Raw genomic sequence first — 12,056 nt, 5'->3', positions numbered from 1 at the left:
CTCAGTTGGTCTTGTTGCGGAACTTGGAGATCGCGATCGGCGCGGTCACCAGGGTGATGGCCGCGGCCCAGGCCAGCGTCATCCACACCGAGTCGGCCACCGGGCCGCCGTTGATCAGATTGCGGGAGGCGTCGGCGAGGTTGGACAGCGGGTTGTAGTCGGTGAAGGTCTCCAGCCAGCCCGGCATCTTCTGGGTCGGTGCGAAGATCGAGCTGCCGAACTGCAGAGGCATCAGGACGATCATGGCAACCCCCTGGACGGCCTGCGCGGTCTTCAGGGTCAGACCCAGCAGGATGAAGATCCACATCAGCGAGGCGCCGAAGACCATGGCGAGCGCCACCGCCGCGAGCAGGTGCAGCACCGAGGTGCTGATGGTCAGGCCCAGGATGAAGCCCATGACCAGCAGGATCGTGGTCGCGATGAGCATCCGCCCGACCTCGACGACGATCTTCGCGATGAGGACGGAGGACCGGGCTATCGGCATCGTCCGGAAGCGGTCCATCACCCCCTTCTTGAAGTCGTCGTTGACGCCCGTGCCGACGGCCATGGCGATGTTCATGCCCATCATCGCCATCAGGCCCGGCACGAGATAGCTGACGTACTGCTGCTCGTTGCCCTTGCCGGCGATGTTGCCGCCGAAGACGTAGGTGAACAGCAGGATGAAGATGATCGGCATCAGCACGGCGTCGAACATCGACTCCGGGTCCTGCTTGATCTGGAGCAGATTGCGGCGGGCGAGGGCCCCGATGTGCCGCACATTGGCCCGCAGGCCGATCCGGCCCTCTCCGGCCGGCGCCTGCACGGGCGTCTGAATCGTCGCCGCGCTCATGCCGCGACCTCCTGGAGTTCGTCGGTACGGTCCTGCGGCGCGGTGCTCTCGGAGGTCTTCTGGCCGGTGACGGCCAGGAACACCTCGTCGAGGCTGGGCAGATGGGTGCTGATGCCGGCGATGGCGAAGCCCCGCTCGCCCAGCAGCCCGATCACGGCGGTCAGCTGCTCGTCGCTGACGATCGGGACGTTGACCACGCCCTCCGCCGCGTCGGCGGTCGCACCGGCGATGCCGTCCAGCCCGGCCTGGGCCACCGCGCCCACCATCCGGGGCAGTTCGGCCGGGTCCGCCGGGCGGATCTGCAGGGTGCGCCCGCCGACCTTCGCCTTGAGCTCGTCGACCCCGCCGCCGGCGATGACCCGGCCGCGGTCGATGACGGTCAGCTCGTCGGCGAGCTGCTCCGCCTCCTCCATGTACTGGGTGGTGAGCAGCACGGTGACCCCCTCGGAGACCATCCGCCGGACCTCTTCCCACACCTCGTTGCGCGTGCGGGGGTCGAGGCCGGTGGTGGGCTCGTCCAGATAGAGCACCGACGGCAGGCCGATCATCGAGGCGGCCAGGTCGAGCCGGCGGCGCATACCGCCCGAGTACTGCATGGCGGGCCGCTTGGCGGCCTCCGTGAGCGAGAAGCGCTCCAGCATCTCCGCCGCGCGGCGCCGGGCGTCCTTGCGGGAGAGGTCGAGCAGCCGCCCGATCATGTAGAGGTTCTCGGTGCCGGACAGCTTCTCGTCGACCGAGGCGTACTGCCCGGTCAGGCCGATGACCCGGCGCAGCTGCCGGGGCTGGGTCACCACGTCGTAGCCCGCGACGCGGGCGCTGCCCGCGTCGGGCCGGATCAGGGTGGACAGGACTCGCACGAGCGTGGTCTTGCCCGCGCCGTTGGGGCCGAGGACACCGAGGACGGTGCCCTCGCGTACGTCCAGATCGACCCCGTCGAGGGCTTTGGTCTCGCCGTAGTGCTTGACCAGCCCCCGGACCTCTACGGCGTTCCCGCCGCTTCCAGGGATGTCGTTTCGCGTCATGGAAGCCAGAGTGGCAGGGGCCACTGACAGCGCGCCGATATTTAATCGACAGCCCACCGACATCCTGCCGATGGGCTGCGGGCTTTGCCGCCTGCGGCGGCGAGCGCCCTGCGGGCGCGTCCTCAAACGCCGGACGGGCTGCTGTGCTCTGTCCTCAAACGCCGGACGGGCTGGTGTGCTCTGTCCTCAAACGCCGGACGGGCTGGTTCTGGCTGAGCTCAGCCGCTTGGAGCCTGTCCGGCGATTGAGGACACCGCCGCGCAGCGGTGGAGCGGATGACACGGCCCGCGGCGGGCCGTTCACATGATCCGCCGGACAGGCTCTAGTGGAAGGCGTGCTCCTCCGCCGGGTACAGCCCGCCGACCACGTCGTCCGCGAAGGACTTCGCCGCGCCGCCGAGCACCTCGCGCAGATTCGCGTACTGCTTCACGAAGCGCGGCACCCGGCCCGCCGTCATGCCCGCCATGTCCGTCCACACCAGCACCTGGGCGTCGCACTCCTGGCCGGCGCCGATGCCGACCGTCGGGATGTGCAGCGTCCGGGTGACCTCGGCGGCCAGCTCGGCCGGGACCAGCTCCAGGACGACCGCGAAGGCGCCCGCGTCCTGGACGGCCTTGGCGTCGCGCAGCAACTGCTGCGCGGCCTCCTCGCCGCGGCCCTGCACGGGGTAGCCGCCGTAGGCGTTGACGGACTGGGGGGTGAGGCCGATGTGGGCCATGACGGGGATGCCGGAGCGGACCAGCAGGTCGATCTGGTCGGCGGAGCGCTCGCCGCCCTCCAGCTTGACCGCGCCGACGCCCGCCTCCTTCACCAGCCGGGTGGCGTTGCGCAGCGCCTGTACCGAGCCTTCCTGGTACGAACCGAACGGCAGGTCGCCGACGATCAGGGCGCGCTTGGTGCCCCGTACGACGGCGGCCGAGAGAAGGGCGATCTCGTCCATCGTGACGGGCACGGTGGAGTCGTAGCCGAGGTGACAGTTGCCCATGGAGTCGCCCACGAGCAGGACGGGGATGCCGGACTCGTCGAAGACCGAGGCGGTCATCGCGTCGTAGGCGGTGAGCATCGGCCACTTCTCGCCGCGCACCTTGGCTGCGGCGATGTCGCGGACGGTGACGCGCCGGGAACTCGTACCGCCGTACAGCGCCTTCGGGTTGGCGGGGCTGCTGTCGGGCCGGTTCGCGGCATTCAAGGCATGCGTCATGGCAATGGCTCCTGTGAAGTGTCTCGAGGCGCCCTCACGGCGTCCCCGGATCACCTCCATGCTGACACGCCGCACGCGGGCGGGGAAGGGAACCCCCTGCCCTGGTTGCCGGGCCCGGCGGCGGTCGCCCGTTCGCAAAGACTTTCCAATACGAGACGGACTCGTATCGAAAAGGTTTATGGTGGTGCGCATGGCAGCTTCTTCCGGCACCCCCGACCCCTCGGCGTCTCCCGGCCCCTCCGATGCCTCCGGCGCGGCGCCGGCCCGCCGGGTCCCCGAGGCGGTCCACCGCAGACGCTGGGCGATCCTCACCGTCCTGCTGTTCAGCCTGCTGATCGTGGTGCTGGACAACTCGATCCTCAATGTGGCGATGAAGACGATCGCCGCACCCGCCCCCACCGGACTCGGCGCGACGCAGAGCCAGTTGGAGTGGGCGATCAACTCCTACACCCTCGTCTTCGCCGGGATACTCTTCACTGCGGGCCTGCTGGGCGACCGGCTCGGCCGCAAGAAGGTGCTGCTCTTCGGCATGGTCGTGTTCGGCATCGGCTCGGTGCTCTCCGCCATGGCCGGCTCGCCCGGTGAGCTGATCACCTTCCGCGCGGTGATGGGCTTCGGCGGTGCCTTCGTGATGCCCGCGACCCTCGCCATCATCATGAACGTCTTCGAGCGGGACGAGCAGCCCAAAGCCATCGGCATCTGGGCGGGCGCGGTCGGTCTCGCCATCGCCATCGGCCCGGTCACCGGCGGCGTCCTGCTCGAACACTTCTGGTGGGGTTCCGTCTTCCTCGTCAACGTGCCCATCGTGATCGTCGGTCTGATCGCGATGGTGCTGCTCGTCCCCGACTCCAAGGACCCGAGGCCCGGCCGTCTCGACCCGGTCGGCGTGCTGCTGTCCGTCGTCGGCCTGGTCCTGCTGGTCTACGGCATCATCAAGGGCGGCCAGCTCGCCGACTTCTCCGACCCCGAGGTCTTCGGCACGGTCGGCGGCGGACTGCTCGTCCTCGTCCTCTTCGTCCTGCACGAGCGGCGCAGCACTCACCCCGCCATCGATGTGCGCTACTTCCGCAACCCCGCCTTCTCGGCGGCCGTCTCCTCCATCGCGCTGGTCTTCTTCGCGCTGATGGGCACGACGTTCTTCATCGTCTTCTACACCCAGAGCGTGCGCGGCTACTCCCCGCTGCAGAGCGGTCTGCTGCTCCTGCCGATCGCCGCCGCCCAGATGTTCTTCGCCCCGCGGGCCAGGCTGGTCGTGGAGCGGTTCGGCGCCCGCGTGGTGTGCACCGCCGGCATGCTGATGATCGCCGCGACCACGGCGGGCTTCCTGCTGCTGGAGAAGGACACCCCGATCTGGGTCCTGGAGGTGCTGTTCTTCTTCCAGGGCACCGCGATGGCGCACATCATGCCGCCCGCCACCGTCTCGATCATGCAGTCGCTGCCGCGTGAGAAGGCCGGCTCCGGCTCCGCCGTGAACAACACCTTCCGGCAGGTCGGCGGCGCGCTCGGGGTCGCCGTGCTCGGCTCGCTGCTCTCCACCACCTACCGCGACGGCATCTCCGGCACGCTCGACGACGTCCCCGGCCTGACCGACTCCGCCCGGCACGCGGCGGGCGAGTCCATCGAGGGCACCCTCGGCCTCGCCGGGAAGCTGGGACCGTCCGGCAAGGCGCTGGTCGGCCCCGCCCAGGACGCCTTCATCCACGCCATGCACATCACCGTCACCGGCGCCTCCGCCGTCGCCCTGCTCGGCGCGGCCGTCGTCGCCCTCTTCCTGCCGGGCAAGGCGGCGGCCGCGGCCGCCGGCCAGTCGCGGCCGGAACCCGAGAAGGAGCAGGCGGGAGCGGACGCGTGAACGGGCACGTCGAAGGAAAGCCGGGGGACGGCGTGAGCGCGGTCGCCGAGCGGCGGGGACGCCCCCGCAACGCCGCCGTCGACACCACCGTCATCGAAACGGTGCTGCGGCTCCTGGAGGAAGGCGTCACCATCGGCGATCTGTCGATGGAGCGGATAGCCCGCGAGGCGGGCGTCGGCAAGGCCACCGTCTACCGCCGCTGGGCCGGCAAGGAGGCGCTGATGCTCGACGTCATGCGCTCCCTCGACACCGTCCGCCAGCCCGAGGCCGCCGGGGAATCGGTCCGGGACGACCTCGTCACCATGCTGGAGTTCATGCGCCGCCGCGGCCTCGCCAAGCGCTCCTCGGCGCTGCTGCGCACGGTCGTCGCACAGATGCAGGCGCAGCCGAAGCTGTGGAAGGAGTACCACGACACCGTCGTCACCGCCCGCCGCGAGGCGCTGCTCGCGGTGCTGCGCCGCGGGACGCTCACCGGGGAGATCCGCGCCGACCGGGACCTCGATCTGCTCGCCGACCTGTTCGTCGGCCCGATGCTCACCCGGGCGATGCTCCACGAGTGGAAGGAGATGCCCGAGGGGCTGGCGGAGCAGATCGTCGACACCGTCCTGGAGGGCGCGCGGCCACGGGGGGAGCGCCCGGGGGAGAGCTGACCCGCCCCGCGGTCCGTCCCGGCCGCCGGACGCGGCGAATATGCCCGTTGTGTCACAGCAGGCCCGCACAGCCGCTCGACAGGAACCCGGGCGGGCCGTGCCCTCGTCCTCCAGACCGACGCCCCTGCCAGGGGCGCCGCGGAGAAACCCGGCCCACGGTGATCACTTATCGTCAGGTGGCGGGGACGCAGCAGCTGAAGAGTTAAGGACGACGGATGTCGCAGGCGTACATGGAGGAGACGGGCCACGACGGGCCGGGCCCGGAGCGCACCGGATCCAGGTTCGAGCACTTCGTGAGCCAGTGGCGGGACCGGAATGTCTGGCGGCGCGGACTCGTCGTCGCCGCCTTCGCCGCGCTGCTCGGGCTGCTGATGCTCTTCCACTCCGGGCTCCCCAACCGCGTCGGCAACCTCGGCAGCCTCACCGAGACCTTCCTCCCCTGGCTGGGCCTCGGCATTCCGGTGCTGCTCGTCCTCGCCGTGCTGCGCCGGTCGGCGACCGCCCTGGTCGCGCTGCTGCTGCCCATCGTCGTCTGGGCGAACCTCTTCGGCGGGCTGCTCAGCGACAAGTCCGGCAAGGGCGGCAACCTCACGGTCGTCACGCACAACGTCAACGCCGAGAACCTCGACGCGATCGGCACCGCCCGCGCCGTCGCCGCCTCGGGCGCCGACATCGTCGCGCTGGAGGAGCTCAGCGACGCCTCCCGGTACGAGCGGGCGCTGGCGGGCACGTACAAATACCACTCCGTGCAGGGCACCGTCGGCGTGTGGAGCAAGTACCCGCTCGCCGACGCCCGGCCGGTCGACATCCACATGGGCTGGACGCGCGCCCTGCGGGCCACGGTCAACACCCCCCAGGGCCCGGTGGCCGTCTACGTCGCGCACCTGCCTTCCGTGCGGGTCAAGTTCAACGCGGGCTTCACCGCGGGCCAGCGCGACAACAGCGCCGAGGCGCTCGGCCAGGCCATCGCGCGGGAGCCGGTGCGCAAGGTCGTCCTGCTCGGCGACCTCAACGGCACGATGAACGACCGCTCGCTCGCGCCCATCACCTCGCAGCTGCGCTCGGCGCAGGGCGCGGCGGGCGACGGCTTCGGCTTCAGCTGGCCCGCGAGCTTCCCCATGGCCCGCATCGACCAGATCATGGTGCGCGGCATGGACCCCGTCTCGGCCTGGACCCTCCCCGCGACGGACAGCGACCACCTGCCGGTGGCCGCCCGGGTAAAGATCTGACCAGCCGTTCACCTTCGCGTCCGGGGGCGGGAACATTTGACCTGAGAGGCTTTGTTCCGGAAGGGAACATCCTCTGAAAGGTCTGTCCTCCATGCCCCTGGCGCTGCTCGCCCTGGCGATCTCCGCGTTCGGTATCGGCACCACCGAGTTCGTGATGATGGGCCTGCTGCCCAATGTCGCCGACGATCTGGGCACCTCGGTGCCCACCGCCGGATACCTCGTCTCCGCCTACGCCCTCGGCGTCGTCATCGGCGCCCCGCTGCTCACGGCGATGGGCTCGCGCATCCCGCGCAAGCGGATGCTCGTCCTGCTCATGGGCCTCTTCACCATCGGCAACCTCGCCTCCGCGCTGGCCCCCTCCTTCGGGTTGCTCGTCGTGGGGCGGGTGCTGGCGGGGCTGCCGCACGGCGCGTTCTTCGGCGTCGGGGCGGTGGTCGCCGCCCGGCTGGTGACCGAGGGACGGCAGGCCCGGGCGGTCGCGACGATGTTCCTCGGCCTGACGGTCGCCAACATCGTCGGCGTCCCCACCGCCACCCTGCTCGGCCAGCACCTCGGCTGGCGCGCCACGTTCCTCGTGGTCGCCGGCATCGGGCTGGTGGCGATGGCCGCGCTCACCCTGCTCGTCCCGCAGCTCCCGCGCGAACGGCACCAGGGCCTCGGCCAGGAACTGCGCGCCCTCGGCGACCGGCAGGTGCTGCTCGGGCTGCTCACCGCGGTCTTCGGCTTCGCCGGGGTCTTCGCGGTCTACAGCTATCTCGCCTCGATGATGACCGAGGTCACGGGCTTCTCCGAGACCTCCGTCACGCTCGTCCTCGCCCTCTTCGGCATCGGCATGACGCTCGGCGCCCTCGTCGCCGGTCCCCTCACCGACCGGGCGCTGCGGCCCACGCTCTACGGGTCGCTGGCCGCGCTGGCGGCCGTGCTGGTCCTCTTCGACTTCACCGTGCACGTGAAGTGGGCGGCCCTCGCGACGGTCGTCGTCCTCGGCGCGGTCGGCTTCATGACTACGACGCCGCTGCAGATGCTCGTCATGAACAAGGCCCGGCACGCCCCGACCCTGGCCTCCGCCTCCAATCACTCCGCCTTCAACCTGGCCAACGCCGGCGGGGCGTGGCTCGGCGGCGTCGCCATCGCCGCGGGCTGGGGCTGGACCTCCCCGACCCTGGTGGGCGCGGTCCTCGCGGTGATCGGCCTGGCCATCGCGGTGACGGCGGGGCTGCTCGACCGGGGCGTCCCGGGCGCGTCCCGGCTGGTCGCCGCGGGCAGCGAGCGGATGCCGGAGGCGGAGCGCGTCGGCTGACGCGGCCACCCGTGCGGGGCGCACATCCGTGCGGGGGGGGGCGGGGACGGCGTCGGCCCGTGGGGTGGGCCGGCAGCCCTGCGGCCGCCGCGGGGCGGTCGGCGGTGCGCTGTCCTGCCTGTGCCGCCCCTGGGCGCGCCCCGGCTGACGCGGCCACCCGCGAGGAGCGGCCGGGGAGGGCGTCGGCCCGGGGTGGGCGAGCCGGGTGGAACCCGCGGCCCGCGAGGGGGCGGTCGGCGCTGATCGGCCGGCATGCCTGCGCCGCCAGGGCGTTGATCGGCCAGGCCGGTGTGCGGGCCGCGGTGCATCCCGGCTGACGCGGTCATCCGCGCGGCCCCGCCCCGCCCGCGCCGCCCCGGCGCCCATCGCTCACGCCGACTGCGCGGGCCGCGCAGTCCGCCAGACGCCCTCGATGACGAACGAGACCATCGTGCCGCCGTGCCGGCTCGGCTCCACGGCCCATGCGTCGGTGAGCAGATCGACGAGCAGCAGTCCCCGCCCGCGCGGGTCGTCGTCACGCGGCCGCCGTAGCCGGACCCCGTCCGGCGGCCCCCCGCTGTGGACGTCGACGCGCAGGCCGTCCCGCACCCGCCACCAGTCGACACGGATCTGCCGGGCGCCGTCGCCCTCGGCCCGCCCGGCGTGGTCGACCGCGTTCGTGACCAGCTCGGAGACCAGCAGGACGCAGTCGTCCACCGGGAAGCCCAGGTCGTGGGCGCCGGTGAGCTCGCGGAACAACCGGCGGGCCAGGGCGACCGACTCCGGCACCGCCTCCACCGTGATGCAGCCGAGCGGCTCGGGCTTCAGTCCGGTGCCGACGATGCTGGCCACGCGTGCCATGCCGCCTCCCCTGATCGGTGCGGTGCACCCACGGGAACGTCTCTAGACAACTCCAGTGAAGCCGACGTCTCTAGAGATGTCAACGGTGTGACAGCGGCGGCCCTGAGCCTCACCTCCCCGCCGCACGCCGCTTAGGGTGGTCTCTAGAGATGACGGGGTCCCGGAGCTTCCCGGAGACGACGAGGAGGCGCGCAGTGGCCGAGCCGAAGTACCGGCGGATCGCCGCCGCGCTCAAGGACGCCATCGCCGCCGGCGAGTACGGCCCCGGCGACCGGCTGCCCGGCGAGAACGACCTGATGGCCGCCCACGGCGTGGCGCGCATGACCGCCCGGCAGGCCCTCGGCGTCCTCCAGAGCGAGGGCCTCGCCGAGGCCCGCAAGGGCGCCGGGGTGTTCGTGCGGACGGCCTCCCCGCTGCGCAGGCTGAGCATCCAGCGGCTCGCCCGGCGGCACTGGGGCGCGGGGCACTCCGTCTGGGCCGCCGACGCGGCGGGCCGGGACCTGGTCGTCGACCAGGTCGCCGTCGAGGAACAGCCCGCCCACCAGCGCATCGCCGCCGTACTCGACGTCGCGCCCGCCGCGCCCGTGTGCGTGCGCCGGCGCCGCTACGTCCTGGACGGCGAGCCCGTCATGCTCTCCACCTCGTACCTGCCCACCGCGCTCGTCGCGGGCTCGCCCATCACCCGGCCCGACACCGGGCCCGGCGGTACGTACGCCCGCCTCAAGGACCTGGGGTACGAGCCCGTCCGCTTCCGCGAGGAGATCCGCTCCCGGATGCCCACCGCCGAGGAGGTCAGCCGCCTCGGCCTGCCGGGCGGCACCCCCGTGATGCTCGTCTGCCGCACCGCGTTCACCGCGCGGGGCGACGCGGTCGAGGTCAACGAGATGGTCATGGACGCGAACGCCTACGTGCTGGAGTACGACTTCGAGGCGTAGGCGCGGCTGTGCCCGTCGGCGGGCTCACCGCCCACGGGCTCCCGGCGCAGCGCCCGGCGCGATGTCGGTGGGGCGCGTCACACTGGGGGTATGTGCCGCAGCATCAAGACGCTCAGACCGCCCATGACCCCCGAAGTGGGCGAGGAGGACATCAGGGCGGCCGCCCTGCAGTACGTGCGCAAGGTGTCGGGCTTCCGGGCGCCGGCCGCGCACAACCAGGCGGTCTTCGACGAGGCCGTGGACGCGGTGGCCGACGCCACCGCGCGCCTGCTGGACGGACTGGTCGTGAAGTCCGGCCCCGCCCGCGCCTGAGCCCCGGCCCGCGCCTGAGCCTCACCCCGCGCCTGAGCCCCCGTCAGACGCTCTCCCGCCAGGCGTTCGTGATCGGCAGTCGGCGGTCCTTGCCGAAGCCCTTCGCGGAGATCTTCGTGCCCGGCGGGTACTGCCGGCGCTTGTACTCCGCCGTGTCCACCAGCCGCAGGATCCGCGTGACCAGCTCCGCGTCGAAGCCCGCCGCGACGATCGCGTCCCGGCCCTGGTCGCGGTCGACGTACAGCTCCAGGATCCGGTCCAGCACGGGGTAGTCCGGGAGCGAGTCCGTGTCGACCTGGCCGGGGCGCAGCTCGGCGCTCGGCGGCTTGCTGATGGAGTTCTCCGGGATCGGCGGCGTCTCGCCGCGCTCGGCCGCCGCCTGGTTGCGCCATCGGGCGAGCCGGAAGATCAGGGTCTTGTAGACGTCCTTGATCGGGCCGTACGCGCCGACCGAGTCGCCGTAGAGCGTGGAATATCCGCAGGCCAGCTCGGACTTGTTGCCCGGCGCGAGCACGATGTGGCCCTCCTGGTTGGAGAGGGCCATCAGCAGCGTGCCGCGCAGCCGCGACTGGAGGTTCTCCTCGGCCAGACCGGTCAGGCCCAGCGCGCCCATGTACGCGTCGAACATCGGGCCGATCGGCACCGTGCGGAAGTTCAGACCGGTGCGCCGGGCGAGTTCCTCGGCGTCGGCGAGGGAGTGGTCGGAGGAGTAGCGCGACGGCATCGCCACGCCGTGGACGTTCTCCGCGCCGATGGCGTCACAGGCGAGGGCGGCGACGAGCGCCGAGTCGATACCGCCGGACAGGCCGATGAGGACGCTGCGGAAGCCGTTCTTCACGACGTACGCGCGCAGGCCCTCCACCAGCGCCTTGTACACCTCCTCCGCGTCGCCCAGCCGGGGCGCGAGACCGCCCGGCGTCTCCGGCTCGTACGCCGGGAGCGGCTCGGCCGAGAGGGTGACGTGATCGATGCGCAGCCCGTCGTCCACGACCCCGGACGGGGCCTCGGGCGCGGCGGCCGGCAGGTCGAGGTCGATCAGCACACAGCCCTGCTCGAACTGCGGGGCGCGCGCGACGACCCCGCCGTCGCGGTCCACGACGATCGTGTCGCCGTCGAAGACCAGCTCGTCCTGGCCGCCGGTCATCGCGAGATAGGCGGTCGTGCAGCCGGCCTCCTGCGCGCGCTTGCGCACCAGCTCCAGCCGGGTGTCGTCCTTCTCGCGCTCGTACGGGGAGGCGTTGATCGACAGCAGCAGCCCGGCCCCGGCGGAACGGGTCGCGGGCACCCGGCCGCCCTCCTGCCACAGGTCCTCGCAGATCGCGAGCGCGACATCGACGCCGTGCACCCGCACCACGGGCAGCGTCTCACCGGGCACGAAGTAGCGGAACTCGTCGAAGACGCCGTAGTTGGGAAGGTGGTGCTTGGCGAAGGTCAGCGCGATGTGGCCGCGGTGCAGCACAGCGGCGGCGTTGCGCGGGGCACCGGCGGGCTGGCCGAAGCGGACACTGCCCTGCTCGCTGCGGTCGAGATAGCCGACGACCACGGGCAGATCCCCGAGGCCCTCGGCGGCGAGGCGGGCGGCGAGCGCGCGCAGCGCGGACCGGCTGGCCTCGACGAAGGAGGACCGCAGCGCCAGGTCCTCGACGGGGTAGCCGGTCAGCGCCATCTCGGGGAACGCCACGAGATGGGCGCCCTGCCCGGCGGAGTGCCGGGTCCAGTGCACGATCGTCTCGGCGTTCCCGGCGAGATCGCCGACGCGGGAGTCGATCTGATTCAGGGCGAGACGAAGTTGAGGCACGCCGTTCAGTGTAATCGTCTGTCTGACGCGATGTGGGGTCGAGCGCGCCCAGGTGGCCGATGCCCGGTGGGGCGGCCTCCCGCAGGGA

11 protein-coding genes are annotated in these 12,056 nt (G+C 71.9%); 6 read left to right on the top strand and 5 right to left on the bottom strand.

Features of this window, described 5'->3' with window-relative positions; all coding sequences use genetic code 11:
- Position 1 precedes the first annotated feature (1 nt).
- The 3 genes from AB8O64_RS10560 to panB form a co-directional block, all read right to left on the bottom strand.
- Positions 2–829 (bottom strand): ABC transporter permease, encoded by an 828-nt coding sequence (locus tag AB8O64_RS10560; protein WP_370418898.1) that lies wholly within the window; start codon positions 827–829, stop codon positions 2–4.
- Complete coding sequence (locus AB8O64_RS10555) at positions 826–1,851, bottom strand: ATP-binding cassette domain-containing protein (RefSeq protein ID WP_356455760.1); 1,026 nt, start codon at positions 1,849–1,851, stop codon at positions 826–828. The genes AB8O64_RS10560 and AB8O64_RS10555 overlap by 4 nt, the downstream gene beginning before the upstream one ends.
- Before the next feature lie 322 nt (positions 1,852–2,173).
- Positions 2,174–3,052 carry a 3-methyl-2-oxobutanoate hydroxymethyltransferase gene (gene panB / locus AB8O64_RS10550; RefSeq protein WP_370418897.1) on the bottom strand — a complete coding sequence of 293 codons (879 nt, stop codon included), beginning with the start codon at positions 3,050–3,052 and terminating at the stop codon, positions 2,174–2,176.
- A gap of 190 nt (positions 3,053–3,242) precedes the next feature.
- Between panB and AB8O64_RS10545 the strand changes: the two genes are divergently transcribed.
- From AB8O64_RS10545 to AB8O64_RS10530, 4 genes are all read left to right on the top strand, one after another.
- Positions 3,243–4,904 (top strand): MFS transporter, encoded by a 1,662-nt coding sequence (locus AB8O64_RS10545; protein ID WP_370418896.1) that lies wholly within the window; start codon positions 3,243–3,245, stop codon positions 4,902–4,904.
- A complete protein-coding gene (locus AB8O64_RS10540; protein ID WP_370418895.1) occupies positions 4,901–5,554 on the top strand; it encodes a TetR/AcrR family transcriptional regulator in 654 nt (217 codons plus the stop codon). The genes AB8O64_RS10545 and AB8O64_RS10540 overlap by 4 nt, the downstream gene beginning before the upstream one ends.
- A gap of 215 nt (positions 5,555–5,769) precedes the next feature.
- Entirely contained in the window at positions 5,770–6,783 is a 1,014-nt protein-coding gene (locus tag AB8O64_RS10535; RefSeq protein ID WP_370418894.1) for an endonuclease/exonuclease/phosphatase family protein, read from the top strand.
- Positions 6,784–6,874: 91 nt separating this feature from the next.
- The gene (locus AB8O64_RS10530; protein ID WP_370418893.1) at positions 6,875–8,083 is read left to right on the top strand and encodes an MFS transporter; all 1,209 of its coding nucleotides are present in this window, start codon (positions 6,875–6,877) and stop codon (positions 8,081–8,083) included.
- Positions 8,084–8,452: 369 nt separating this feature from the next.
- Here the strand turns inward: AB8O64_RS10530 and AB8O64_RS10525 are convergent, their stop codons facing one another.
- Positions 8,453–8,923 carry an ATP-binding protein gene (locus tag AB8O64_RS10525; protein WP_370418892.1) on the bottom strand — a complete coding sequence of 157 codons (471 nt, stop codon included), beginning with the start codon at positions 8,921–8,923 and terminating at the stop codon, positions 8,453–8,455.
- Between the two features lie 149 nt (positions 8,924–9,072).
- On the opposite strand from AB8O64_RS10525, the gene AB8O64_RS10520 reads away from it, so the two are divergent.
- Positions 9,073–9,858, top strand: coding sequence for a GntR family transcriptional regulator (locus tag AB8O64_RS10520; protein ID WP_370418891.1), 786 nt, complete (start codon positions 9,073–9,075; stop codon positions 9,856–9,858).
- A gap of 90 nt (positions 9,859–9,948) precedes the next feature.
- The gene (locus tag AB8O64_RS10515) at positions 9,949–10,170 is read left to right on the top strand and encodes a DUF2277 domain-containing protein (protein WP_209514623.1); all 222 of its coding nucleotides are present in this window, start codon (positions 9,949–9,951) and stop codon (positions 10,168–10,170) included.
- Positions 10,171–10,213: 43 nt separating this feature from the next.
- Here AB8O64_RS10515 and AB8O64_RS10510 read toward each other — a convergent pair whose 3' ends face one another.
- Complete coding sequence (locus AB8O64_RS10510; RefSeq protein WP_370418890.1) at positions 10,214–11,968, bottom strand: NAD+ synthase; 1,755 nt, start codon at positions 11,966–11,968, stop codon at positions 10,214–10,216.
- Between the last annotated feature and the right edge of the window lie 88 nt (positions 11,969–12,056).

It is taken from the genome of Streptomyces sp. QH1-20 (assembly GCF_041283565.1).
In the GTDB taxonomy this organism is placed as follows: Bacteria; Actinomycetota; Actinomycetes; order Streptomycetales; family Streptomycetaceae; genus Streptomyces; species Streptomyces syringius.
This window is presented reverse-complemented; position numbering and strand designations above follow the sequence as displayed.

Coding starts and splice junctions, on each gene's coding strand:
- AB8O64_RS10560 (WP_370418898.1), bottom strand. CDS start 829: ATGAGCGCGGCGACGATTCAGACGCCCGTGCAGGCGCCGGCCGGAGAG.
- AB8O64_RS10555 (WP_356455760.1), bottom strand. CDS start 1,851: ATGACGCGAAACGACATCCCTGGAAGCGGCGGGAACGCCGTAGAGGTC.
- panB (WP_370418897.1), bottom strand. CDS start 3,052: ATGACGCATGCCTTGAATGCCGCGAACCGGCCCGACAGCAGCCCCGCC.
- AB8O64_RS10530 (WP_370418893.1), top strand. CDS start 6,875: ATGCCCCTGGCGCTGCTCGCCCTGGCGATCTCCGCGTTCGGTATCGGC.
- AB8O64_RS10535 (WP_370418894.1), top strand. CDS start 5,770: ATGTCGCAGGCGTACATGGAGGAGACGGGCCACGACGGGCCGGGCCCG.
- AB8O64_RS10525 (WP_370418892.1), bottom strand. CDS start 8,923: ATGGCACGCGTGGCCAGCATCGTCGGCACCGGACTGAAGCCCGAGCCG.
- AB8O64_RS10520 (WP_370418891.1), top strand. CDS start 9,073: ATGACGGGGTCCCGGAGCTTCCCGGAGACGACGAGGAGGCGCGCAGTG.
- AB8O64_RS10515 (WP_209514623.1), top strand. CDS start 9,949: ATGTGCCGCAGCATCAAGACGCTCAGACCGCCCATGACCCCCGAAGTG.
- AB8O64_RS10545 (WP_370418896.1), top strand. CDS start 3,243: ATGGCAGCTTCTTCCGGCACCCCCGACCCCTCGGCGTCTCCCGGCCCC.